Raw genomic sequence first — 25,946 nt, forward strand, 5'->3', positions numbered from 1 at the left:
GCATCGGCACCGGCAAGGAGTATAGAAATAAAGAGTAGTACCGGAAGTGTTTTGTATGACAATAGACTCAAAAGAGGGTCAACCTTTTTTAAGTTCTTTCAATAGCAAATCGGCGGCTCTCAGGCTTAGCGCCTCGATTGTAAGCGACGGAGCCTCGCCGCCGCCGGATGTCGGAAAAACGCTCGCGTCCGTTACGAGAAGGTTCGGGATGCCGTGGAACCTCCCTGAAGGATCTACAACAGAGTTTTCCCTGTTCTTACCCATCCTGCACGTTCCGTAAACGTGTGTAGCGGAGAAAAAGTCATAGGACGATACTTCCTCGACGACTTCGCCGGCGCCGCTTGCATCGAGAATTTCTTTAGACTTCGACGCCATGAATTCGATACACTTAAGCTCGGGTTCCCCAAGAAAAGACTGTATCACGGCAACCGGTGCCCCGTATTCGTCTTTTACATCGGGGTTTACAGAGACAAAAGTGTCATCGTTTGGCAAGAATTCGGCTATTCCGCCCACGGCAACCGCATGGCCGAACCACTTCTCGACATCCTTTACGAAGCTTTCCCCCCACCCCGGGCTATACCTTAGAGCGTAGCTTATCGGCCCGAGAGCGCTCCCGGCTGTCGGGAACATCCTGAGACCGCCCGGGAAACCTCTTTTCGGATCGGGGGTATTCCATTCCCAGATGATGCTGTCCATCGGGATGCCGCGGTAAGAGTCGAGCCTTTCGGGATGAAATGCCACGGCCTCGTAGAAAGTCGTTTCCATGAAATTCTTCCCTACGAGATCGTTGTTGTTGATTTCGGAATTAATCAAAAGCCTCGGTGTTTCGACGGCTCCGCAGGCAACGGCAATGTAATCACCGCTTACGAAGTGCTCCTTGCCGCCCTTGTCGTGATAGACAACTCCCCTGGCCTTGCGGGAGCCGTTCTTCTTTTCGACCTCTATTCTCGTGACGAAGACGTTTTCAAGTATCTCGCACTTACCCGTTTCCTGAACGAGCGGCATGAATGTGACGTCGACGCTGCCCTTGTCCTTCCTGGGACACCCCCACACGCAGCCGTTACAATAATTGCAGGGCGGTGCGTCGCGGTAGGCCTCGGAGAGTATGGCAACGGAGTTGGGCGTGAGCCCGAGACCGTGCTTTTTGCACCCCTTTTCGATTATCCGGCTTGCATAGCTGAGCTTGTGAGGTTTTAAAGGGAAAGGTTTTTTTCTCGGCCTGTAGGGGACCTTTTCCGGCCCGGCGACGCCGAGCACCGTCTCGGCCCTGGAGTAGTACGGCTCGAGGTCGTCATATCCTATGGGCCAGTCGACGGCCACGTCGTAACGGCTCTTCATACGGAAAGCGTTTTCGTTGAGCCTGTGGGCCTCGCCCTGAAAGTGAAGGGTCGTTCCACCGATGCCGGCCACGTGCTGGTATTTCAGGTATTTCCTTTCCTTGGTTCGGTTCAGTTTGCCGACGGCCTTGTTCCAGGACCTCAGGTTCTCGTACTTGAGGTCGAGCGGCTGCTGCTTCCCGAACGTGTTGCGGATACGCTTTATTTCCGGAAAGCCCTTTGTTTCCCAGTCGGTCTCGTCGAGCGCGTAGGCAGTGTACGGATCGTACCTGGGGCCGGCTTCGAGCATGAGAACGTCCATTCCGTTTGCAGCCAATTGCCACGCAAACGGCGCCCCGCCGGGGCCGGAACCTATAACGATACAGTCATATTTTTGCTTTTTTGCAGGCATTATACGAGAGGCTCATAATATAAATAAACTATTGCACAAAGTCAATTTGTAAGTTATACCATAGGTTTTACTTTATGGGTGTTCAAAGGAGATTTTGATGAAAAAAAGCGCACCGTTAATCCTGATCACAGCCGTTTTATTACTGGGGTGCAATCAATCCGGATCGGACAACGGAAAAGCCGGGAATGCGGGTGAAACAGTACAGCAGGACTCCCAAACAGCCAAGGTCGAAAGGTATAAGCCGAAGAGGGATTCCAAGGTGGTAGCGTATGTGAACGGCGTACCCGTATACGAGGACGAGCTCAGGGGCGGGACCGTAGACATGGCGATAACGAACGAGATACTCTACCAGGAAGGGCTCAGGCGCGGCGTAGACAAAAAGTACGAGCAGAAAGTGGACGACTTCAAGACCAGTCTCGTCGTCAGGGACGTGAGAATGGATATCATGGAGAACCTCCCTCCCGTAAAGGAAATAACAGATGCAGATATAGAAGAGTATTACAACAAGAACAAAGACAGGTATTCAGCGTATCATATTGTGGAAATCAACTTTTCAGACCAGAACCTCGGCCCCGAGATATTGAAGCTCGCGGGAGAGGGGGAGGAGCTCAGGGACATAGCAAGCAGCCTCGCCGGGAAAGATCCCAAGATTATCTTTAACGATCTCGGCACGAGACGTGAGTTCGTTCAGTACTTCGACGACAAGGAAGTCGGCTCGCTTTCCGAAGTCGTAAAGAAGACGGACGGCACTTTCAGCATACTGAAAATAGTCGAAGTCAAGGAAACCCCCCTTGCGAACCTGAAGTTCTCCATCAGGAATAATCTGGAAGCCAGAAAAGAAGCTAATTCGATAGAGAATAAGTCCCGCGAAATCGCCCGGGAAAACAATATGGAAATAGAAATCGTAAGATAAAGAGCAGGCGGTAACATCTCATGGAAAATTCACGCAGAAAATTCCTGAAAACGGTAGCGATAGGCGCAATCGGGGGCGAGGTGCTGGCAGGTGTTCCCGGCGCCTTCGCAAAGCAGAAATCCCCCGAAACGGGGATCGAGATACAGAAGGGTTACGTAATATTCAACGAAAGGACCCAAAAAAACATGGAGAGGATGGCCGAAGAGCTTGTACCCGGAGCCGGCAGTATAGGCATGAAGGAAAAACTGATGAATTACTTCAGGAGGGACAAGGGCGCGGCCACTTTCTTCGACGCCGGTTTTTGGAACCTCGAATCGGTAAGCAAGGCTGCCTTCCAGAAGTCATTTTACGACCTCGACAACAAGGAAGAGATCGAGAAAGTACTGAAGCACGTCAGCTTCAGGAACAGGCAATTTTTCAATCAATTCAGGACATTAGTGGTAAAGTTTTACTACGGAGACCCGGCCGTATGGAAGAAGCTCTCTTATGACGGCCCACCCCAGCCCAGAGGGTTTATGGATTATAGCGAGCCACCCAAAAGCAGCAAGAAAAAGTAGATCTTTATATACCCGCTTCTTTATTCTTCGTATTCCTTCACATCCATAAGTGGAGATTAAACTTCCCTACATAGTTCCTGCAGCGCCTCAGAGCTCATGTATGGTAATGAGCTCCATTGTTTGATCCAGCACACTTTCAATATTCATGGCACTCTCAAGCTCTTCGACGCGCCGGCGATTCGCCCTGGTGCGCGGCCCGGACGAAACAATAGAGCAGCAGTCCTTGTAATCGGCTATGGAAACACCGTAGGTGCCGATTTTCTTGGCGTAATCGACTATTTCCTGTTTATCGAACGCGATGAGCGGCTGAAATACAGGCAGGGAAGCGGCTTCACGGAATAGCACGATGTTTTCCATTGTCTGCGACGCGACCTGCCCCAGGCTGTCCCCTGTAACCAGAGCCTGGCACCCCTCTGCCGCAGCGACCCTGCACGCCACGCGCGCCATGAATCTCCTGAAGAGTATCAACTCGTGGCCTTTTACGTCCCCCGCGCAGAGAAGCGCCATTTCGAACGGGTAGTATGGAACGAGGTGAAGGCGCGATTCCCCCTGATACGAATCGAGCGTTCTCGCCAGCTCCTCCATTTTCGACCCGAAAACCTTATTATTGTCACTAAAAACGTGGAAATGGATAAAATCGACCCTGCATCCGCGCTTCATCATGAGAAACGAGGAGACAGGCGAATCTATGCCGCCTGACAAGAGGGAGAGCACCTTGCCGCTAACACCGGTAGGGAAGCCCCTGAGCCCTTCTATTCTGTCGAAGTATATGTAGACCCTGTCCGCTATCTCGATATTGATCCTGAGCGAGGGGCTTTTGAGGTTCACGGGGAGACCGAATCTGGCAGCCACCTCACCGCCAATCCTGGAAGCCAGCTCCATCGATGGTATGGGAAAGCTCTTGTCGGACCTGTTTGCGTGTACGCCGAAATCCGCTTTGCCTTCGATTGCTTGCTCCACCCTTTTAAGTACGGCTTTCAGTATCGATTCGTAGTCCTTGTCGACAACACATGCAGATGCGTACCACGAAATCCCGAATACCCGTGAAAGAGCCTCCGGGTTTCCGCCTTCCATGACGAATCGGCCCCTTTGCCTAAGGACCTTTCCGCCCGTCATTATCTGGATATTTTCCTGCAGCTTTATTTCGAAGAGGCTTCTGTTTCTGCCCTTCAGAGACAGTTCTCCATAGTGAATAAGCGTTACTGTTTTCTCTTTCATAACGGAATGCAAGGTTTGAGAAGGTTAGTGCTTTGTAAGGCTGATAGTATAAAAAAAGCCGGAGAAGCTGTCAATCAGCTTCTCCGGCAGTTTTATTATTCATTGTTATCGTGTTAAGACTGAAGAAAGAATAAGTGGTGGTGAGCCCAAGGCTCACCACCGGGTTATTTACCGATTCTTATTTCTTCTTTCTTCTAAGTCTTCTTACACCGAAGGCAAAGGCTACCGGAACCAGCGGTATAAGTACGTTAGCCATCGCGGTACCAAGCTGTACCGGAGCGCCGGCTATCGCACAGCTTCCGCCACCACCACCCGGACGATTCGTCGGCGAGGTCGTCGGCGGGGTCGTCGTCGGCGGGGTTAGCGTCGGCGGGGTCGTCGGGCCGGTCGTCGGACCAGTCGTCGGAGTCGTCGTCGGGCCACTCGGCGTGAAGTCGTCGCTGATGATCACGTTCTCGTCAATACCGAGCCTGAGGTAGCAAGCTTGGGTATCACCGCAGCTGTTGAATACCTCGAATTCATCCCAGATACCGGCCGTTACCGCTACGAAAGCGGGAACCGGCCTGTATGACGGTTCGTACTGGTCAGCGAAGTTGATAAGAACAACGTCAGCGCCTGCGCCGGCTTCGTTGCCGGGAAGAACGTTGAACTGACCCGCCATGGCCGTCGGAGTGAAGCTGGTGAGGAACGAGTTCTCGGCGCCAGTGAGGATGAAGTCGCAATCGAGGGTAAGGTCGAACGCCTCAATGATTCTGAAGTTGTCGGCAAAAGCACCTACAGTGCCTCCATCCTGTACGCAGTCCTCCTTTTCTCCAGTGATGACCTGAACAACATAGGAGAGACCAAGAAGAGCGTCCTGAGGAGCAGAAAGCGTGCCGGTTACAAAACCGGACCTCGTCGCGAAGTTATACGCAGGGAGACCCGGGGCGTCTACGCCGGTCGTATTCTGATTGCTCAACTGCTGACAGCTCTCGAGGCTAACAGGAGCAGTCCCATTACCAGTAAAGCTATAGCAGTTGCAATCCTCGAATTCCGCGCTCGTCGGGAAGTTGGTTACGTCGATCGTACAAACCATCGCGTACTGGTCACACTCGTCAGCGTCGGTCAAGAGCGAAAGCTGGTAGCTGACTGTACCGTTCGTGGAACCGTTCTGGAGGTCACCCGGGGTGAAGATGTTGCTTTCCAGAACAGACACATTAGTTTCAACAACACCAGTATCGATCAAGTCTTCTGGAGTTCCAAACGATGCAGCAACTAATGAGGTTATAGAACCGAGACCTACGTTAGTCGACTGCCCATAATAGCTCGTTTCCGTAGCCGCAGAGGATCCCACGAAGGCCATAAACCTGTTGGCGTTAGGAGCGTCGCACTCAGGGTCTTCCGGATCGTCGCAAAGCGGAGGATTAACCGCCGGTGATATATCCGAAGCCTCTACTACAGAGGAATCACCCTGAACCTGGAACCATTCAGGAACGGAGCCAGGACCGGTTTCGAAAGAGCCGTTGTCGATGAGGTTAGCCGTTGCAGGCTCGTCCAAGTCGAAGCAGACTGCCGCCCTGTGATAGGCGTTCATGCCGTATTCATAACCGTCGGAGTCCACGACATAGGTCGTAGCCGCGAGGCCATTGTAGTCTACAGCGACGTCGGAGGAGGGGCATTCGTCAACGGCTGTTACCACGACGAAACCCTCTTTACCCTGAAGAACACCATCGTTGGGTTCTACGCCATCGTTGGTGATAAGGTCGCTGAAATCATATGCGTGAGTGTCGCCGCCGGTGTAGAAGTCACAGAAGTTAGTGAGCTCCTGACAATCAGCGCCGAGTATACGTACGTGAACCACAGCAAATTCGTTGAACGCGTTGGTGACCTGGAGAACAGTCGTCCTGCCCTCGGCCTGCGTCCACCAGCTTACTGCCTGAGCGCCGTACATGTTGGTCGGGAACGGCTGGTCGAAGTTGGTAAAGTCGACATGCATCCAATCCATGCCGCCAACCGCTCCTACGGCCGAGCCTTCAACCGTACCGATAAGACCGGCGGAGAAGTCCCTTTCGGAGCCGGAGATGCCTATATCAAGCCAGCCCGTAGTGTTCGGAATGAATGGGCAGAACTGATTATCAGTGCCCAATTGCCCCTTAGCTTCGTTCTGGAACCCGAAGCCAAAGAGGACAAGCATAATTACAGCTATCAAAGAAAACCTTAACTTGCTTATCATTTATTTATCCTCCTTTTTTAAATTTGTTATGCATTCGCTATTCATCGATGTCACCCATCATCCGTCCTTAGTTGCCAGCCTCTTGAGCTATCTCAATGAAATCCGGGTCGGAGAGCCAGGAATCCATGGATCCGGTTCCGTCACCGTTGTTGAGACCAAGGAAGCCGACGAAATAGGTCGGGAACCCGCACTCACCCTCGAGGCTGTCGGTGCCGCCACCGGAAACCAGCGGGTCTATGCAGATGTTGCCGACAAACGGAAGAAGGAGCCAGCCGGAATCAACCGGAAGAGCATCGCCTTCGAGCTTGCTCGTGTTACAGATCCTCGCAAAGCCCTGGGTGTTCGGTACAGAGTTGTCTATACCAAGGTTGATCGAGTCAGGGTCGCAAGCGAATACGACCGGGCTGCAGGAGTTGAAATTCTCGCTGTGGTCGAAAATGAGGTTCTGGCCACTAGAGCCCGCCCCACCAAACTGTGTGCCAACGCCAGGCGCAGCGTATACGTTGCGGCCGTCGAGAAGGTCGACATAGGTGATGCCGACTACGTCAGAGAAGGCAGGATCGTTCACGTTGTTGAAGTTGAGAACGTTTTCGAACTCACCCGGAACAAACAAGTCCTGCGGAACGAAGTCGGAAGAAGCAGCGTTCGTCCTGTACTCGTAACCCTCGGAGTCTATTATCCTGAACGAGCCGATGAGCGCGCCGGAAACGAAAGATTCCGTGGTGTCGAGAGTGATGGACACGAACCCGTAGCTGTCCGTAAGGTCGGGGTTACCCGGAAGGGCCGCCATGTCGTAAACTACGGTCTCGCCGGGGGTGAGGACGTCATTGAAGTCAACCTCGTTGCAAAAATCGTCGGCCTCGAAGACCTGCACGTGAATATCAAGGAACTCGTCCGAGGTGTTGGTAACCTGGACGAATGTTTCCCTGCCGAGCTGATCGTAGTAGTAGATCAGCCTGTCAGCGCCGGTGTCCGTGTTGTCAATCGGATCGTAAAAATTGTTCGGACTGCCAGCGAATGCCTGCATAGGTATAACAGCAAGTAATGCAAGCACTAAAAAGTACTTAAACTTGGATAAACTATCCTGTAGCATTGAACCTTTCCTCCTTGTTTTGGTATTGTTTATTAAGTTTTCTCTATTCATAGACATCCTCCTCTGGAATTTCCTGCGAAAATGGGAAATAGACTCCGGGTTTGCTCTCTACAGGCAACCTCCAATCCTTTCGATATACAAATACCCGAGCATTTCACAACTGCACAGAATTACAACATAGAATGAGTTTGTTGTCAAGTCCTTTTCTCCGGGGCAAAGGCGAACTTTCCGGACGGTCTGCATCAGACTCCTTCCTCCTCTGAATTACAGCAATTACATCACATATTATAACCCCTGTCAAGACTTTTTGGCATTAATAAATAATGAGTACGGAGAGCCCGAAAACGGGGACCGGAAAGCCCCGAGCAGAGGTCCTGTAATCACCGCACGCTCGTCCCGGCCGTGAAACCGGACAGGGGGCCCGAAAGCGGCCCGAGAGGGCCCCGGAAGCGACCGCCTACGCAACCGCGAACAAACAGGTCCGGAATGGGGCCGCGGAGACCACTGGAATACCCGCGAAAACGGGCCGTTCCGACATACAAACCAGTATAATCCGCCATACAATCCGACATAATCCACCATACAGCCCGACATAATCCGCCATACAGCCCGGCATATAATCTGTTAGAATTAACGGAGCACGCCGATTTCGGCCACTCGGGCGGCCGGGCGGCGTGGGGGACGAACCTAATTAATTTGATTGCCCAAGTATATGGTGTGATAATATCTAAGATATAACAACCGAAAGGAGAACCAATTTTGAAAAGCCTTTCCAGAAAAGCAAGTAAACTTCTTATACTCACCGCGGTGCTGGTCTTTTCCGCATATCTTTTCTTTATATCTCCAAGTCTTTTAAATCTCGATCGAAATGCCGAAGCCGACAGCCTTAACATAACCAACGTCGTAATGCAATACGTGAAGAGATATTACGTAGACAAGTCCGCCGTCGAACCCAAAGCCATGCTGGTCGAGGGCCTGAACAGGCTGGAGCAGATAGTAGACGAGGTGCTCGTCGACTTCCCCCAGGGAGAGGACGGGGGGACGTTCGTGGTTCAGGTCGAGGGGGAAAAGTCCACCTTCGACATGAGCGGGGTGAACGACCTCGACCTCGTAACGGCGAGGCTCGAGCAGGTCTTCGAATTTATTACACCGCACCTTAAAGGGAACGACCCCAAGGTCAGCGATATCGAATACGCCGTGCTGGACCAGATGCTGACATCACTCGACCAGCATTCGGGGATAATCACCCCCCAGATATACAAGGAGTTCATGATAGAGACCGAAGGGAGCTTCGGCGGGCTCGGCATAGTAATAGGCGTCAGGGACGGAAACCTCACGGTCATATCACCGATAGAGGGCACCCCGGCCTACAGGATAGGGATAAAGCCCAACGACAGTATAGTGCAGATAGAGAACGAGTCGACGATAAACATGTCGCTCATAGAGGCGGTGGGCAAGCTGAGGGGGCAAAAGGGGACCGAGGTTTCGATACACGTGATGAGGGAAGGACTTTCGGAGCCCAAGGAATACAAGATAGTAAGGGACACTATCGTCATAGAAAGCGTCGAAACGTTCGACCTCGAAGACGGAATCAAATACATAAGGATCAGGGACTTTCAGAAGAACACGCTCGACAGCATACTCCACAGCCTTAACACGAGCCCCGAAATGCCGAGCGGTATAATACTCGACCTCAGGGGGAACCCGGGCGGTCTGCTCGACCAGGCGCAGAGGATCTCGGACCTCTTCCTTACGGACGGCGTCATAGTGACGACTCAGATAGGGAGCTCGTCAAAGCCCTATCACGCGAACAACAAGGACGAGGAGTTTACGGGGAAGGTGGTGGTTCTAGTCGACGCCGGGAGCGCGAGCGCGTCCGAGATCGTGGCGGGAGCGCTCAAGAACAACGAGCGGGCTATAGTCATAGGCGAGAGGACGTTCGGCAAGGGCTCGGTGCAGCAGATATTCGACCTTAACGACGGCTCGGCGCTCAAGCTGACCATCGCGCAGTACCTGACGCCGGGGGACAAGTCGATACAGGACGTGGGCGTCACGCCGGACATCATGCTCCACCCGACGATATTCACGGGGGAATCTTCGGTCTTCCATCCGGATTCCGACAACCGCCTGAACCAGCCGCAGAAGAAAAATGCAAGGAAGAAACACGAGGTATTCGAGAAGCCCGTTTACAACATATCGTATCTCGACGAAAAGATAGAGCCCTCGGAGGACGACGCAGAGCCGATACCCGAAGAGGCGCTGACCAAGGATGAGAGGCGTAAAGCCCTAGACGAAGATTTTTACGTATCGCTCGCGAAGGACATTATAGAAAATTCGAAGATGCAGTCGAGAGCGGAATCGCTCGGGGAGATCAAGCCGGACGTCGACAAGATCTCGAAGTCCGAGGAATACAAGATCGAGGATAAGTGGCACGCCCTCGGCGTCGACTGGTCGAACGGAAACGGGAAGATCGAAAAGCCTTCCATATCGACGGTTGTAACCCCGGCGAGGCCCGAGGTCAAGGCCGGGGAGAAGCTGGAGCTCAAGGTGGAAGTCGAGAACAAGGGGCAGGAGCCGGTGTACAGGCTCATGGCCACCACGAGGTCGGAGAACCCCGTCTTCGAAGGCAAGGAGCTCATATTCGGAAAGCTGGAACCCGGCGAGAAGAGGTCCTGGACCACGACGTTCGAGGTGCCGAAGTGGACGCTCACGAGGGACGACATAGTGAGCCTCGAATTCGTGGATGCGGCCAAGTCGCCCATTCCGGATTATAAGCTCGACGCCAGGACGACGGGACTCGAAAGGCCTCTCTATTCATATAATTACGAGATAGTCGACGACGGGCGGCTGGGCTCGAGCGGCAACGGAAACGGAGTTCCCGAGGCCGGCGAGGAGATAGTGCTTCTGGTAAGGGTGAAGAACATCGGGCAGGGGACATCCGAGAAGACCGTTCTTACGCTGAAGAATAATTCGGGAGACAAGATATTCCTCGAAAAGGGACGGGCAGAAATAGAGAACCTCCCGCCCGGAGACGTGAGGGACGCGGCGTTCACGTTCGCCGTCAACAGCACGGAGCCCACGATAGATCTGGAGCTCCAGATAGTGGACGACGTATTCAAGGAAGGACTCATCAGCAAGTCGAAAATACCCGGAGTCGGCGAGGGCGAGGGTTTCGTTCAGAAAGAGCTCTTCGTCACAGTGCCCGGCGAGGGCGCACCGATACGCGGCGGAAGCTTCAAGGACGCGCCGATAGTGGCGACGGCCGAGAAGGGAGCCACGTTCAGCGCGCTCGGACAGAACAGCAACTGGGTGAAGATAAAGCTCGACAACGACTTCATCGGGTGGGCGAACAAGGACAAGGTCATAGTTTCGGAATCGCAGTCGGGGACGTCCGGGCAGGGGGCGCCGCAGTTCAGGAAGACGTTCGAGGCGCCGCCCATAATGAGCTTCACGCCTCCGCCCGCCACGACATCCGCGTCCACGATCACGCTCGACGGGAAGGTGACGAGCAACGACGGCGTCGAGCTCGTGTCGGTCTTCATAGGGGACAACAAGGTAGCGCTCATTCCGTCGGCGAAGAAGGAGCTTCCGGTGTCCGTCGAGATCAATCTCGATGAAGACGTAAACCTGATCACGGTTATAGCCAAGGATACGAAGGGGCTTTTATCCAAGCAGTCGTTTGTCGTAAGGAAAGAGGCGCAGCAAGGGTAGCGGGTTGACCGGCAAATTCTTACTCGCCCGCACCCTTACAGGAATCTTTGTCGTCTTTGCCGTAGCGACGATTACGTTCTTTATGTTAAGAACGCTGCCCGGCGGGCCGTTCGACACCGAGAAGAAGCTGCCGCCCCGGATAAAAGAGAACATAGAGGCCAAGTACAGGCTCGACAAGCCGCTCTCGGTGCAGTACCTGGAATACATGAAGGACCTCGCCCGGGGGGACTTCGGACCTTCTTATAAATACATAGACAGATCCGTAAACGAGATCATACGGGAGACCCTTCCCGTATCGGCGCAGCTCGGGCTTATAAGCCTCGTCCTCGCCGTAGTCATCGGAAGCGCGGCTGGCATCGCGGCCGCGTCGAAGCAGGGAGGGGTTTTCGATTTCGCTTCCGTTTCCGTATCGACGGCGCTGGTGTCGGTGCCTAGCTTCGTCGTGGGCGCAGTGCTGATATATTTCTTTTCGATAAAGCTCGGATGGCTCCCGCCCGCGTTGTGGGGAAAGCCCGAGAACTTCGTCCTTCCCGCGCTGACGCTCGCAGCGGCGCCCGCCGCTTATCTCGCGCGGCTTATGAGGGCGAGCATGCTCGACACGTCGAGGTCGCTGTACGTGAGGACGGCGCGGGCGAAGGGGCTCGGACGCTTCACGATAACTACGAGGCATATATTAAGGAACGCCCTCATCCCGGTCGTCACCGTGCTGGGGCCGATAACGGCGTTTCTCGTGACGGGCTCTTTCGTAGTCGAATACATTTTCGCCATACCCGGGATCGGGAGGTTCTTCGTCCTCGCCGTATCGAACAGGGATTACCCGCTCGTCATGGGAATAACGATTGTATATACAATCGTCCTCGTCCTGGCGAACCTTATCGTAGACATTTGCTACGCGCGCCTCGACCCGCGCATAAAGCTCGACGAGGGGAGCGCGAGGGGTTGAGGAACATAAAGCTCACCGAGGGGTTGCGGAATATAAAACTCACCATAGAATACGACGGCACGGAATACGTCGGGTGGCAGCGCCAGCCGTCGGGAAGGACGGTGCAGGCCGAGATAGAGCGGGCGCTCGAATCCATGACCGGCCAGAGGACCGTCGTGAACGGATCGGGCAGGACCGATTCCGGCGTCCACGCCCTCGGGCAGACGGCGAGCTTCAGGACGGAAAGCTCGCTCAGCCTCGCCCGGATTCACAAGGGGCTCAATTCGCTCCTGCCCCCGGACATAGCGATACTCCGGGCGGAAGAGATGGACCCCGCCTTTCACGCACAGCACTCGGCGAAGAGAAAGACGTACGTCTACGAGATACTGAACCGCCCGGAGAGGTCGGCGATGCTGAGGGAGAGAGCGTGGCACGTATATCCCGAGCTCGATCCCGACGCCATGAAAGAGGCCGCGCTCGCGCTCGTCGGGGAGCACGACTTCAGGGCCTTTGCACACGCGGGGATAACGGTGAGGTCTACGGTCAGGACAGTCTTCCGGGCGGAGGCTGTGAAGAAGGGGGACTTTATAACGTTCACGATCGAGGCCGACGGGTTTTTGAAGAGGATGGTGAGGCTGATCGTGGGGACGCTGGTGGAGGTGGGAAAGGGAAAGATCACGCCCGGGGACTTTTCGGACATACTCGACCGGGGCGAAAAAACGAAGCACGTCCACGCAGCCCCCGCACGCGGGCTGTACCTGAAAGAGGTTCTGTACTAGGCCCCTGTCGTCCATACATCGAGCGCCCCGCCCGGCCCATGCTTACGCTCAGGCCGAATCGTGTATAATTCCGTACTCACGGGCGGAATACGGGACACAAAACCACCAAAGAGGAAACGCCGATATGAAGATTGTAAGGTTCGACACGAACGACGGCAGGGCGAGATACGGGGTTTACGATAAAGGCGAGGTGTACGAGACAGACGGGGAGGTTTACGGGGAATTCGGTGTTTCGTCCCGGGCCCACGACCCGCACGCGATAAATATCCTGCCGCCTTCCGCCCCGACGAAGATAATAGGCGTAGGGCTCAATTACAGGGACCACGCCGCGGAAATGGGGAAGGAGCTCCCGGAGGAGCCGAGGCTCTTCATTAAGCCGTCCACCGCCATCATCGGACACGGGGGGATTATAAAATATCCCTCTCACATGTCTTCACGCGTCGATTACGAGGGCGAGCTCGCCCTTATTATAAGGAAGGCGGCCAGGGACGTGAGCCCGGAAAACGCCGGCGAGTACATACTGGGCTACACCTGCCTTAACGACGTTACGGCGAGGGACCTCCAGGCAAAGGACATACAGTTCACGAGGGCCAAGGGATTCGATACGTTCGCACCGGCGGGGCCCGTGATAGAGACGGAGATAGACCCGTCGGACCTCGAAATCTCGACCTATATTAACGGGGAGAGAAAGCAGCACTCGAGGACGTCCGAGCTTATATTCGGCGTGCCGGAGCTCGTGAGCTTCGTGTCTCGCGTGATGACGCTCCTCCCCGGGGACATAATATCCACTGGGACTCCGTCGGGCATAAGCCCCATGAAGATAGGCGACATGGTGGAGGTGGAGATAGAGGGGATAGGGCGGCTGACGAACAGCGTCGGCTGAGGGGGTTATTCCTTTCCGATTATCGCCTTGGCCTCGGCGACCGTCGTGGGAATCCTCGCCGTCTTGAGGGCTTCTTTCGCTTGTGAGACGGCTTCGTCCTTCCTTCCCGTCGCGAGGAGTGTTTTCGCGAGAGCCACGCGCGCCTCGGCAAGCTTGCCGTTTATCCTGACAGCGGCCCTCAGCTCGGTTTCGGCTTTTTTATAATCTTCGATGGACTTACTTTCCCCGGCTTCGGTGTAATAAATCGACCCGAGCAGATAGTGGACGTTGGCGTTCCACCATCTTATTTTCAGCGACTCCCGGAGATAGTCCTTTGCCGCGGCGAAATCCTTACGCTGTATGCATATGTAGCCCATGAGGTGATTGTAATCGGCGGCCACTCCGGGGTCGTCCCTTAGAGCCTCTTCAAGTACCTTTTCGGCCATGCCGTAGTTGCCGCGGTTTATGTAGCTCATGGCCAGCGGTATGGTGGAGATTGTCCTTCCCCTTACTTCGACCTTGCTCGTGCGCTGTCTCGCGAGCCTGAATTGTTCGAGCGCCTCCTCCGTCCTGCCGACGTTCCTTAGGGCCTCCCCGTAATTCACCCTGGGGGTGAGGGCGTCGGGGGCTCTGTCGACGGCCGCTTTCCAGAAGGTAAGGTTGTTCTGCCACTCGGCCTGTCCGTTTACGGTTACGATCGCATAAGAAAGCGTGAGAGCGCCGGCGAGCGCCCAGCCGAGCCACCTGATCCCGGAACGCGAACCGGCGAGGACGATTACGTAGGCCGCGAGCATGCAGAAGCCGGCCGAGGGGATGTACATGAACCTTTCGGCGAAGCGTGTTATGGCGGTGGGGAATATCGCGATCATTACCGCGGGGCCGAGCGTCGCGAAGAGGAGAAGAAGGGAAAAAGCGGTGTAGTCCTCCTTCTTTTTTATAGAGACGATGAATGCCGCCACTACGGCGAGCACGAAGATTACGGAGAGGGTTATGTAAAACGCGCTTCCGCCGGGTATGGAGGCGATGAAGTGATCGAGCTCGTAGGGATAGACGAATCTCCACCCGTAGTAAAGATACGAGCCGAGAAACCCGACGAGGAATTCGGTTACCATCTCCATGCCGGAGAGGCCCCTGATCATGCTTTGCTTCATAAGATCAGAACCCGAGAGGAAGGAGCCCGACCTCACGACGACGTAAACGGATACGAGAAGCAGTATTATGGCGTACTTGGCTATGTTTACGCGGCTGAAAAACCTTCGGCTGATCAGGTCGAAGCCGAGAAGGACTATCGGAAATGAATAGGCGACTTCCTTCGTGTAGAGGGAGAGGTAGAGACTGAGCACCGCCGGGATGAGGTAGAGGAGTTTTCTGTAGGACAGCGCGTAGAACCCGACGGACAGGAAGAGGAGCATCCCGGCCATCATGTCCGCCCTCGCCGATATGAAGCTTACGCTTTCGACGTGGAGCGGGTAGACGGCGAAAAGAAGGGACGAAAGGAATGCGACCGCATCCGGGCTCTTGAGCCTGAACTCCCGGCCGAGCACCAGCACCATGAAATAAAGGGCCAGCGTGCAGGCCGAATGGAGGAGTATGTTGGTCAGGTGATACCCGAACGGAGAAAGGCCCCACATCCTGTAGTCCGTCACGAGGGAGAGTGTGAAGAACGGCCTGTAGTATTTTACGGACGACTTGGGCTTCTTGATCAGGAACGCGGGGCTGAAGTCGAACTCTTCGAGGTAGGATTCGGCGTCGACTATGAAGGTCACATCGTCCCAGACGAATTCGTTGTCGAGGGACGGAATGAAGACCGCAAACGAGACAACGAGTAGAATAAGGCAAAGGACGATCCTGTTCGTAAAATAAGGGTAGAACCCGGCGGCGAAGGAAGCTCGCCCGGGAGCCGCGCCGGAGACGGGGTTCTCCCGGGTTTTCTGTGTTACGGATTTATCTTTCTTTCGGTTTTTCATTTATCAGGCTCTGCGTATGTAAGGAGGCGGCCACGCCTGTCCCGCCGATATATCCGGCGGACTCGCCGGGCGTCGAATCCGCGCCCGGGCTCCGATTCAGAATTCTAAACAATATACATAAAAGCTCCAGAAGAAATATTCGATTAACGATATCCGGGAGCGGGGCGGTCGGGCTCATAAGAATTATGAAATCGGCACTTTTGCAATATTTTCGAGGTGGGTAAAATACCGTGCTGTCAAAAACAACTGTCAAGGAGAAGGAAATTGCCCAGGATACTAGTGCTTCCGGGGGACGGAATAGGGGTTGAAGTTACGAATGTGAGTCTCGACATACTCGAAATACTAGGGAAGAAACACGGCGTGGAATTCGAATTCGAGACCGAGCTTTTCGGGGGGAGCTCGATAGACGCCCACGGGGCGCCGGTGACGGAGGAGGTGCTGGATAAGGCAAAGGCGTCGGACGCCGTCCTCATGGGCGCCGTGGGGGGACCCAAGTGGGAGAACCTGGAGCATTCGAAAAAACCGGAGAGCGGGCTTCTGGCCATAAGGAAGGAGCTTGACGCCTTCGCCAATCTCCGGCCGGCGGTCGTGTACCCCGCCCTCGCCGACGCCTCGACTTTAAAAAGAGACGTCGTCGAGGGGACGGACATAATGGTCGTGAGGGAGCTTACCGGCGGGATATACTTCGGATCGCCGAGTGGAGTGGACAGGATATCCGACAGCGAGGAGAAGGGGTATAACACGATGGTATACACCACGCACGAGATAGAGAGGATCGCGAGGGTGGCCTTCGACATAGCGAGGAAGAGAAAAAATAAGGTGACGTCCATAGACAAGGCGAACGTGCTGGACGTGATGCAGCTCTGGAGGACGGTGGTTACGAACGTGAGGGAGAAGGAATACCCGGACGTCGAACTGGAGCATCTTTACGTGGACAACGCGGCGATGCAGCTCATAAGGAGGCCGAAGAGCTTCGACGTCATGCTCGCCGGGAACCTCTTCGGCGACATAATAAGCGACGAGGCGGCGCAGCTCACGGGGTCGCTCGGCATGCTGCCCTCGGCCAGCATCGGCAAGGGGGCTATATACGAGCCGGTACACGGAAGCGCCCCGGACATCGCCGGGCAGGACATAGCGAACCCCATAGCCTCTCTCCTGACGACGGCCATGATGCTGAAGTATTCGCTGGACCTCGACGCGGCCGCGGGAGAGATCGAGGACGCCGTCAGAAGGGTGCTCGAAAAGGGCTACAGGACCGCCGACATATTCCAGGAAGGGACGAAGAAAGTCGGCTGCGCCGAGATGGGGAGGCTCGTGGCCGAAGAGCTTAACGGCTGAGCGGAAATCCATATATACTATCTTGCGTGAGTGCTGAATCACGCTTTAAATCCGACAACATAGAAAAGGTGCTGAAGCAAAGCGGCAGGTTCAGGGACCTTTCCGGGAGACTCAAATCCGGGAAGAAGTCCGTGAGCCTGCCCGGGCTTAAGGGCTCGTCGAAATTTTTCCTTCTGCACGCCCTCCTGAAGACTATCGGGAGACCCGCTTTATTTATTTATCCCGACAAGAAAAAGGCAGAGGCCGCCGCGTGCGACCTGTCGTTTTTCCTGGGGGCAAAACCCCCCGTTCTCCTCAAAAGGGAGCTTACGGACAGGAGCGCTATATTTTCGTCCCCCGACGGTATATCGGAGGGACGCATAGCGTGGCTCGAGGCCGCCGCGTCGGGCCGGGTTGTCGTCGCGGAAGCTGAGGCCCTTTTCGAGAAGACGATGCCGGTGGAGGCCTTCAGGGACTCCGTTATGGAAATCGGGAAGGGGGCTTTACTCGCGAGGGAGGAGCTCACGGAGAGGCTCGCACAGTCGGGTTACAGGGCGGCGGACTTCGTCCAGGGCCCGGGAGAGACGAGCACCAGGGGGGCTATCGTAGACATATATCCGCCGGGCGCGGAGGACCCGGTGAGGGTGGAGTTCATCGGCGACGAGATAGGCTCGCTCAGGTACTTCAGCGCCGGGGACCAGAGGTCCCGGGGCAGGGTTTCGAGCGTGAGCATACCGCCGGCGAGCGAGGTGATAATGACGGGGCCGGGCATCGAGCGGGCCGTAGAATATCTGAAACGCCGGGCGGGGGACAGCGAGGTCACGGCGAGGGACAAGTTCTCGCTCGTAGACGAAATCGAGGCCGGGAGGAGGGTGCCGAACATGGAATGGCTCCTGCCCGCGTTTTACGAAGAGCCGGGGACGGTGTTCGACTATCTTTCGGACAATTTCGTAATCGTGAACGACTTCCCCGAGGAGACAGAAGAGAGATTGAGGCTCCGGGCCGGGGCCCCGGGCGACGAGGCGGCCCCGGCGAGAAGGCATCTCAAGATAGCGCCCGGGGAAGAGGAGCTCTTTTTATCCGGTGAGGACGTGAGCCGGGGGCTTTCGGAGTATCAGAATATCTCGCTGCCCGTGCTCGAAGCGAGGGAAGCCGGGGGGGAGACGATAAGGTTCGACGGGCGGCTGCCGGAGATCGAGACGCGCAAGGAGCACGAGTCCCCGCTCGACGCGCTCATCGAGGAGATAGACGAGGCGAAGCACGAGGGGTACGAGCTTCACGTCGTATTCAAGACGGAGACCGAGCTCGAAAAGCTCCTGGCCCTTCTCAGGGAAAGGGGAGTGAAGAAGCTAAGGGCGCACACGGGGGATCTGTCGCACGGGTTTATATTGCCCGAAGCCGGCGTCGAGGTAGTCACCGAATGGGACATACTGGGCGAGAAGAAGGAGAGGCGCGCGGCCAGGAGGGGAAAGGACGCGCCGTCTGCGTTCATAACGTCCTTCAGCGAGCTCAGGCCCGGGGACTACATCGTACACGTCGATTTCGGAATCGGAATTTTCAGGAGCCTTAAGCGGCTCAGGATAGGGAACGCAGAGGGCGATTTTATACAGTGCGAATACGCCGGCGGGGACAAGATATACGTCCCTATAGACAAGCTGAAGCTCGTTCAGAGGTATATCGGCGACGGGAAGCCGCACAAGGTGGACAGGCTCGGTCATCAGGGATGGAGCCTCCGGGTAAAGAAGGTAAGGACCGCCGTCGAGAGCGTGGCGAGGGAGCTGCTGGAGCTTTATGCGCGGAGGAAGGCGAGGAAGGGATACGCCTTTTCGCCGAAGGACGATATGTTCAGGGAGTTCGAGCTCGCCTTCGAGTACGAGGAGACCCCCGACCAGGAGGCCGCCATCGAGGACGTGATGAGGGACATGGAGGCTCCGATGCCGATGGACAGGCTCATATGCGGGGACGTCGGCTTCGGGAAAACGGAGGTTGCGTTAAGGGCGGCGTTCAGGGCTGTCGAGGACGGAAAGCAGGTAGCATTCCTCGTGCCCACCACCCTTCTGGCGCAGCAGCACTACAACACCGCCCGGCGGAGGATGGCGGGGTATCCCGTGGGCATGGAGCAGCTTTCGAGGTGGCAGGCAGGGAAGGAAGCGGCCAGGATACGCCACGGGCTCGAAGAGGGGAAGATAGATATGGTGATCGGAACGCACGCTCTTCTCGGAGAGAAGGTGAAGTTCAGGGACCTCGGGCTCGTCATCGTGGACGAGGAGCACAGGTTCGGAGTCGCCCAGAAGGAGAAGCTCCGGAAGTTAAAGGAAGGGGTGGACGCGATAGCGATGAGCGCGACTCCCATACCGAGGACGCTTCAGCTTTCGCTCGCGAAGATAAGGGACATCAGCCTCATAAATACCCCGCCCGAGGGACGGCAGGCCATAGAGACCCACATATATAAATCGTCGCCGGAGATAATAGTCGAGGCCGCGGCGAGGGAGCTTGCGCGCGGCGGGGCCGTGTTCTTCATACACAACCGCATTGAGAGCATATACAGGACGGCCGACAAAATAAGGAAGCTCCTCCCGGAGGCGAGCATAGAGGTCACCCACGGGAAGATGAGCGAGCGGGAGCTCGAAAGATCGATTTCGAGGTTCATAGAGGGCGACGTAGACATACTCGTTACGACGGCTATAGTGGAATCGGGACTCGACATACCGAGAGCGAATACCATAATCATCGACAACGCGCATACGTTCGGGCTCGCGGACCTTTATCAGCTTCGCGGACGGGTCGGGAGGTCGGACAAAAAGGCGTACGCGTATATGCTGATTCCGGCGGCCGGGGGGCTTTCGGAGGATGCGCGGCGGAGGCTCCAGGCGATATCGGAGTTAAAGGAGCTGGGATCGGGATACAAGCTAGCACTCTCGGACCTGGAGATAAGGGGCGCGGGGCATCTCTTCGGGACCGAGCAGTCGGGGCACATCGCGGACGTGGGTCTTGAGCTTTATCTCGACATGCTGGAGGGGGCTGTCAGGCGGCTCGAAGGACAGGAGGACACGGACGAGAGGGAGCCCGAGATTTCCTTCAGCTCGCCGGCGTTCATCCCGGACACATATATCGAGAACGAGGCCGAGAGGCTCTTGTTTTATAAGAGGCTCTCCTCGGCGGCGAGCCTCGAGGAGGCGGGCGGCATAGCGGCGGAGCTCGCGGACAGGTTCGGCGACCTGCCCGCTCCGGCGGCGGGGCTTATAGGCGTCATCGAGCTGAGGATCGTCATGCGAAAGCTGGGCGTCGAGAAGGCGGATATTACGGGCAAGCGGACGGCGATTCAATTCTCGCCGAAGTCGCGGTTCTATGCGTCTTATCCGCCGCAAGGGAGGCTTGAGCTTTATTTCGAGACGGAAAACCCCATAGAAGAAACGAGGGCGGCCCTCGACGCGCTGGGCGGGGGAGAGAAGGCGGCACAGGGCGCCGGGAAGAGGAGCGTTAAAAGGAGATAGGAGCCATGAGAATTCTGCTGTTTCTGACGGTTTGTTTTCTTCTCGCCGGGTGCGGCGATATGGACAGGTTCCAGGCGGGGCGAAAAGAGGGCGAGCGGCCGGTGCCGAAGGACCCGGAGGTCGTGGCCGTCGTCGGGGAGGAGGAGATAACAATCGGGGATTTGAACGCGGCGCTGGCGAAGCTGCCCTATAACCAGAAGAAGCTTTACGAGTCCTCGCCCGAAAGAAAGGCCGCTTATCTCGACGCGCTCATTAACCAGAGGGTGCTGAGCTCGGAGGCGGAGAAGATGGGAATAGACAGAAGGAAAGACATAATAGAGAAGACCGAAAGCTACAAGCGGCAGCTCGTCGGGCAGGCGCTTGCGCAGGAGATATTGAGCAGGATAGACGTGAGCGACGACGAGCTCAGGAAATATTACGAAAAAAACGGGAAGGAGTTCGAGAGGGTAAAGGTAACGAGCCTAATTGTCAGGAAGGGAACGGACAGGGCCGCCGCCTCGGAAAAGGCGCAGTCCCTGGCCGGGAGGGCGAAGGCGGGCGAGCCGTGGGCAGGCCTTGCGGCGGAGGCCGACGACAGCAGGAGCGAGGATATATCGAGGGGATTTTTCCCGCCCGGGATCGAGGATGAGATCTTCGCCTCAAAAGAGGGCGGGATTTCGGGCCCGCTGGAAGTTGGGAACGAATTCTATATAATTAAGCTTGATAAAGGGCCGGAGCCCGTTCCGTTCGGCGAGGTTTCGCGAAAGATAGAGGCGGCCGTAGTGAACGAAAAGGTGCTCGAATACGTAGAAGGCCTGAGAGATAAACGGGGAGTCGTGGTATACAAAGAAAGACTCGAGGAGCGAAGAGACAGTGAATAATATGAAAACAGGATTTTTAAAAGCGTTTATAGTCGCCGCGGCCGTTTTGATCGCGGGGCAGGCGGCGGAGTCCAGGGAGACCGTGGACAGGGTGGTGGCTATAGTGAACGACGACATAATCACGCTCTCCGAAATGAACGAGATGGTAACGAGCATCAACCTCACCAACGACCATAGCATGGACCAGGACGAGGTCCTTCAGCAGATGATAGAGCAGAAGCTCTTCGAGCAGGAGGCGGAGAAGCTCGGGATAAAGGTCAGCGAAGCCGAGCTCGACGCCGGCATAGCGCAGGTGAAGCAGAGATTCAATCTGAACGACGAGCAGATGGAAGAGGTCTTAAAAAAGCAGAACCTTACCATGGAAAGCTTCAGGGAGCAGTGGAGGCTCCAGACGCTCAGCAACAAGCTGCTGGAATCCCAGCTCAAGAACAAGATCGTCGTCACGGACGACGAAATAGCGGAGTACTATAAAGCGAATTACGGCGGCGGCACGGGGACGGTTACAAGCTCGGCCCCTTCGAGCGGCCCCGCCGAGGAAGTACGCATAGCGCACATATTGATATCGTCGAGCTCGCCCGATGCGGAAGGGCGCGCCGAGAAGGTGGCCGAAATGGCGAAGTCGGGACAGGATTTCGCCCAGCTCGCGAAGGAATATTCGGACGACTCCAACTCGGCCGATAAGGGAGGGGACCTCGGCTACTTCAAGCAGGGAGACCTCATCGAGACGCTGGAAACGGCCGTGGAGAGTACGCCCGAGGGAGGCGTCGCCGGCCCTGTGGAATCCCCGGCGGGATACCACGTTATAAAGGTGGTCGAAAGAAAGACTGTCGGCGGCGAGAAGAAGGCGAAAAAGGGTCCTTCCGCAACCGAGCAGCTCGCAATCGACGACCAGACCAAAAAGGAAATCACCGACACGCTCTACAGGCAGAAGGCCGAGGAGCAGTTAAAGGTCTGGCTCGACAGCATTAAGAGTAACGCCTACATAGACGTGAGACTCTAACGCGTGAGTTTTTCTATATAGTTTTTGTGAAGCGGAAATTCCGAGAGAAGGTCTTCTCTCACGCCCGGCTCGAAATCCGAAAAATCGAAACCGGGGGCGACCGTCGTCCCCATGAGCGCGTACTCACCGCCTTCGAGAAGGCTCGCGCCCTGCCACATCCCGGCGGGCACCACCGCCTGGACGAACTGCCCGGCCCTGAGATCGTGCCCGAGGTAGAGGACCTTGGTGCTCCCGTTCGGGTGAATCAGCACGAGCTCTACAGGGTCGCCCATGTAGAAGTGATATATCTCGTCGCTTTTCAGGCGGTGAAACAAGGACTTCGAGTCGGAAGTGAGGAGATAGAAAATCGCGGTCGACAGCGACTTGTCTTCTTCGTACCGCCCCCCGGGAAGAGCGTCTTTACCCACCGTCTCCTTTGACCTGTACGTCTCGACGTAATACCCGCCCTCGCCCGGGTGGGGCTTCATGTTATAAAGCTTTATGATTCTTTCGGCGTCCGTCATGGGGCCTCCTTTGTGTCAGTCTCTTTTCGCGTTTCCGTTATCTTAACCATTTTTTCGGCTCGCGAAAAACTTTCCCTTGAAAACCGTTATGCGATGATTAATTTCGGAATGTAGGAAAAGAAAATGAATTTGCGGAAAGGAGGTTTTAACCATGAGATTAAGAGTTTGGGAACCGTTTAGAAGGGTTGCGCCGTTTTATGCCGATTTTGACAAGTGGGCCGACGAAGCCGAGGGAGCGTGGCATCCGAGAGTGGATATCAGCGAGAACGAAAACGCCTTCGTGCTCAAGGCCGAGCTTCCGGGAGTAAAGAGGGAAGACATCAATATCGACATCGACAACAAGACGCTGACGCTCAAGGGCGAGAAGAAATTCGAAGAAAAGACCGAGAAGGAAAACTACGTCCGTGTCGAGCGGCGTTACGGAAGTTTTTCGAGGACCTTTACACTTTCGGACAAGGTGGATACGGAGAACGTGAAAGCGGCCTACAAGGACGGCGTGCTCGAAGTCACCCTGCCGAAGAAGGAAGAGGCGAAGCCCAAGGAAATCAAGGTAGAAGTGAACTAAATAAGCTTACGCGAAGGGGCTCCCCAGGGGGAGCCCCTTTTTTGTATCTCGTTTGTGACGGGCGGATAAAAACAAGGGTAAGCCAGTGAAAAAACTGGTTTCACCGGCTCACCCTATGGAGGATGATGGCTTTTTACTGCCTACTTTAATACTGAATATCCCGCTGCCTTCTCTAACCAGCGAAACAGAATCAAGTCTTACCGCTTATCCATCGCTATCTTTAAATATAAATGTCCGCAAGTTATTTCGACAGAGGACGATGGTACTGATTTCATGTAATACTTTTTCCTGATCTTGATCGTGTCTTAATACTTTCGTATTAAGGAAACGGCCGTGAACGGGCGGAGGGGAAAAGCATCGCCATGGCAAAAATCCCCGTTCAATCATTACAAACCTGAAACTTATGGTAGCTTAATACCCCTGTGAAAAGACTCCTGAAAAACCGGGTACACATACCCGGCATACATTGCGGCTCGGTGACGCTCAGGGACGTGATGACGTTCTACGGTCATCCGTGGTCGGAGGAGATGTGCTTCGGCATAGGCAGCGGGCTCGGGTTCTATTACACGGTCGGGGAGGACATAAGCCCGACGCACATGATATTCATGCGGGGCCCGGGCATGGAGACCTCGTTCTTCAGCCTGGTCGTGGGGAAGACCGGGTGGAAGCACGCCGAAGCGGGCCGTGCGGTCGAGACCGTAAAGGGGATAATCGACCGCGGTATCCCGGCGATAATTCAGACGGATATTTTTTATCTTCACTACTATAAATCGTCGACGCATTTCCCGGGGCACATAATTTCCGTCTGGGGATACGACGACGAAAAGGGGGAAGTGCACGTCGCCGATACGCAGTTCGAAGGCCTGAAGACGGTCTCGTACGATGACCTGGCCGTGAGCATGGCGTCGTCAGCTCCGCCGAATCCTCTCCACAACAATTACCTCGACATGATAGTGCCCAAAGAGTTAAGGCCGCTTTCGGAGCTCGCGCCGGAGGCGATAGGCATAAACGCGCGGAAGATGCTGGAGGGCGTGACCGGGGGGAGGGGCGAGTCGGCCGTGAGGCTAATAAAGACGTGGGCCGAGGACCTTCCTTCGTGGAAGGACGTTCGCGACTGGAAGTGGTGCGCCAGGTTCGGATACCAGGTGATAAAAAAAAGGGGCGTCGGGGGAGCGGGCTTCAGGTGGATGTACAGGGACTTTTTGAGAGAGGCGGAGGCGATAACGACGCGCCTTTCCGGGCTCGGGCTCTCGAAGAAGATGGACCGGATAGGGGAGAGGTGGAGCGAGGCGGCCGATCTGCTAAAGGAGATAAGCGAGAGGGAAAAGCCGGAGAGGGCGCTCCTTAAAAAGGCGTCGCAAATAGCGGCCGGGATATACGAGATGGAAACGGAATACTATAACTACGCCCTGGAGAAGCTCGGCGGGAAATGAAGCTGCTACTTTTCGATATAGACGGCACTATTCTCCACACGAACGGCGCGGGCACGAGGGCCGTGAACAGGGCGTTCGAGAAGCTCCTCGGACACAGTGACGCGATGGCGGGCGTGGACGCCGCCGGTAAGACGGACCCGCTCATCCTTCGCGAGATGTTCATGAACAAGCTGGCGCGGGATTTTACGGAGAGCGAAGCGCTCGAGATTTTCAGGGAGTACGTCGCGCTACTCGAAGAGGAGGTCGCGGCGTGCGAGGTCGATATAATGCCGGGGATTCCGTTTCTTCTGGAGGGTCTTTCCCTGAGGGAGGATATGCTCCTCGGGCTGGCCACCGGCAATATAGAGGAAGGGGCGTGGATAAAGCTCAGGCGGGCGGGGCTCGACGCGCATTTTACGTTCGGCGGGTTCGGCTCGGACTCGGAGAACAGGGAATTACTCGTAAGGGCAGCCATCGAAAGGGCGGGTTCTCACGAAAGGGGGGCCGGGGGATTCGACAGTATAGTCGTTATCGGGGATACGCCCTTCGACATAATACACGGGAGGGCCGCGGGCGCGGTTACGGTTGCGGTCGCGACGGGACGTTACAAGTCGGCAGAGCTAAGGGAGCACGGCCCCGACTTTCTATTCGACGACCTTACCGATTACGACGGCTTCATAGAGATATTAGGCTGAGGAATTCGGGGGCCGGACGGGATTTCTTCCGAACCTTACAACTCAAAAGACTCACACTCCGCATTATCGATCCGGGACATTCCGGCAATAAAAAAGGCGGGCTGCCCTTGTGAGGGAGCCCGCCTTGTGATTGAGAGT

Annotated in this window: 19 protein-coding genes; 13 read left to right on the forward strand and 6 right to left on the reverse strand. The window is 55.7% G+C overall.

Annotation, left to right across the window (positions count from 1 at the left end; genetic code table 11):
• Positions 1 to 78 precede the first annotated feature (78 nt).
• The gene (locus PKC29_07750; protein HML95310.1) at positions 79 to 1,728 is read right to left on the reverse strand and encodes a GMC family oxidoreductase; all 1,650 of its coding nucleotides are present in this window, start codon (positions 1,726 to 1,728) and stop codon (positions 79 to 81) included.
• 97 nt (positions 1,729 to 1,825) lie between these two features.
• Between PKC29_07750 and PKC29_07755 the strand changes: the two genes are divergently transcribed.
• Positions 1,826 to 2,641, forward strand: a complete 816-nt coding sequence (locus PKC29_07755) for a peptidylprolyl isomerase (protein HML95311.1) — start codon at positions 1,826 to 1,828, stop codon at positions 2,639 to 2,641.
• Positions 2,642 to 2,661: 20 nt separating this feature from the next.
• Positions 2,662 to 3,198: a twin-arginine translocation signal domain-containing protein gene (locus tag PKC29_07760; GenBank protein ID HML95312.1), complete on the forward strand. Its 537-nt coding sequence runs from the start codon at positions 2,662 to 2,664 to the stop codon at positions 3,196 to 3,198.
• Positions 3,199 to 3,285: 87 nt separating this feature from the next.
• On the opposite strand, the gene thiI is transcribed toward PKC29_07760, so the two are convergent.
• The 3 genes from thiI to PKC29_07775 form a co-directional block, all read right to left on the reverse strand.
• Positions 3,286 to 4,416, reverse strand: coding sequence for a tRNA uracil 4-sulfurtransferase ThiI (gene thiI, locus PKC29_07765; GenBank protein ID HML95313.1), 1,131 nt, complete (start codon positions 4,414 to 4,416; stop codon positions 3,286 to 3,288).
• A gap of 178 nt (positions 4,417 to 4,594) precedes the next feature.
• Positions 4,595 to 6,628, reverse strand: coding sequence for a hypothetical protein (locus PKC29_07770; protein HML95314.1), 2,034 nt, complete (start codon positions 6,626 to 6,628; stop codon positions 4,595 to 4,597).
• A 67-nt stretch (positions 6,629 to 6,695) separates the two neighbouring features.
• Positions 6,696 to 7,655 (reverse strand): hypothetical protein, encoded by a 960-nt coding sequence (locus tag PKC29_07775; GenBank protein HML95315.1) that lies wholly within the window; start codon positions 7,653 to 7,655, stop codon positions 6,696 to 6,698.
• An 825-nt stretch (positions 7,656 to 8,480) separates the two neighbouring features.
• Here PKC29_07775 and PKC29_07780 point away from each other — a divergent pair.
• The 4 genes from PKC29_07780 to PKC29_07795 all read left to right on the forward strand — a co-directional run bounded on the left by PKC29_07780 (position 8,481) and on the right by PKC29_07795 (position 14,016).
• On the forward strand, positions 8,481 to 11,432 hold the full coding sequence (locus PKC29_07780) for an MXAN_5808 family serine peptidase (GenBank protein ID HML95316.1): 2,952 nt from the start codon (positions 8,481 to 8,483) through the stop codon (positions 11,430 to 11,432).
• 4 nt (positions 11,433 to 11,436) lie between these two features.
• Positions 11,437 to 12,375: an ABC transporter permease gene (locus tag PKC29_07785; protein ID HML95317.1), complete on the forward strand. Its 939-nt coding sequence runs from the start codon at positions 11,437 to 11,439 to the stop codon at positions 12,373 to 12,375.
• Positions 12,372 to 13,133, forward strand: coding sequence for a tRNA pseudouridine(38-40) synthase TruA (truA, locus tag PKC29_07790; GenBank protein ID HML95318.1), 762 nt, complete (start codon positions 12,372 to 12,374; stop codon positions 13,131 to 13,133). Before PKC29_07785 ends, truA begins: the two co-directional genes overlap by 4 nt.
• Before the next feature lie 124 nt (positions 13,134 to 13,257).
• Entirely contained in the window at positions 13,258 to 14,016 is a 759-nt protein-coding gene (locus tag PKC29_07795) for a fumarylacetoacetate hydrolase family protein (GenBank protein HML95319.1), read from the forward strand.
• A 5-nt stretch (positions 14,017 to 14,021) separates the two neighbouring features.
• Here the strand turns inward: PKC29_07795 and PKC29_07800 are convergent, their stop codons facing one another.
• Complete coding sequence (locus PKC29_07800; GenBank protein ID HML95320.1) at positions 14,022 to 15,962, reverse strand: tetratricopeptide repeat protein; 1,941 nt, start codon at positions 15,960 to 15,962, stop codon at positions 14,022 to 14,024.
• A gap of 264 nt (positions 15,963 to 16,226) precedes the next feature.
• Between PKC29_07800 and leuB the strand changes: the two genes are divergently transcribed.
• Genes leuB through PKC29_07820 form a run of 4 tightly spaced genes read left to right on the forward strand, consistent with a single transcriptional unit; the run spans position 16,227 to position 22,633 of the window.
• Complete coding sequence (gene leuB, locus PKC29_07805) at positions 16,227 to 17,300, forward strand: 3-isopropylmalate dehydrogenase (protein HML95321.1); 1,074 nt, start codon at positions 16,227 to 16,229, stop codon at positions 17,298 to 17,300.
• A 26-nt stretch (positions 17,301 to 17,326) separates the two neighbouring features.
• A complete protein-coding gene (gene mfd / locus PKC29_07810; GenBank protein ID HML95322.1) occupies positions 17,327 to 20,773 on the forward strand; it encodes a transcription-repair coupling factor in 3,447 nt (1,148 codons plus the stop codon).
• 5 nt (positions 20,774 to 20,778) lie between these two features.
• Positions 20,779 to 21,633 (forward strand): peptidylprolyl isomerase, encoded by an 855-nt coding sequence (locus PKC29_07815; GenBank protein ID HML95323.1) that lies wholly within the window; start codon positions 20,779 to 20,781, stop codon positions 21,631 to 21,633.
• Between the two features lies 1 nt (position 21,634).
• Positions 21,635 to 22,633, forward strand: coding sequence for a peptidylprolyl isomerase (locus tag PKC29_07820; protein HML95324.1), 999 nt, complete (start codon positions 21,635 to 21,637; stop codon positions 22,631 to 22,633).
• Here PKC29_07820 and PKC29_07825 read toward each other — a convergent pair.
• The gene (locus PKC29_07825) at positions 22,630 to 23,136 is read right to left on the reverse strand and encodes a cupin domain-containing protein (protein HML95325.1); all 507 of its coding nucleotides are present in this window, start codon (positions 23,134 to 23,136) and stop codon (positions 22,630 to 22,632) included. The two genes, PKC29_07820 and PKC29_07825, sit on opposite strands and share 4 nt — an antisense overlap.
• A gap of 151 nt (positions 23,137 to 23,287) precedes the next feature.
• Here PKC29_07825 and PKC29_07830 point away from each other — a divergent pair, with 151 nt between their 5' ends.
• From PKC29_07830 to PKC29_07840, 3 genes are all read left to right on the forward strand, one after another.
• Positions 23,288 to 23,701, forward strand: coding sequence for an Hsp20/alpha crystallin family protein (locus PKC29_07830; protein HML95326.1), 414 nt, complete (start codon positions 23,288 to 23,290; stop codon positions 23,699 to 23,701).
• 422 nt (positions 23,702 to 24,123) lie between these two features.
• Positions 24,124 to 25,134, forward strand: coding sequence for a BtrH N-terminal domain-containing protein (locus tag PKC29_07835; GenBank protein HML95327.1), 1,011 nt, complete (start codon positions 24,124 to 24,126; stop codon positions 25,132 to 25,134).
• Positions 25,131 to 25,808 (forward strand): HAD hydrolase-like protein, encoded by a 678-nt coding sequence (locus tag PKC29_07840; GenBank protein ID HML95328.1) that lies wholly within the window; start codon positions 25,131 to 25,133, stop codon positions 25,806 to 25,808. Before PKC29_07835 ends, PKC29_07840 begins: the two co-directional genes overlap by 4 nt.
• Positions 25,809 to 25,946 lie beyond the last annotated feature (138 nt).

The organism is Thermodesulfobacteriota bacterium (assembly GCA_035325995.1).
GTDB lineage: Bacteria > Desulfobacterota_D > UBA1144 > Nemesobacterales > UBA2774 > JADLGH01.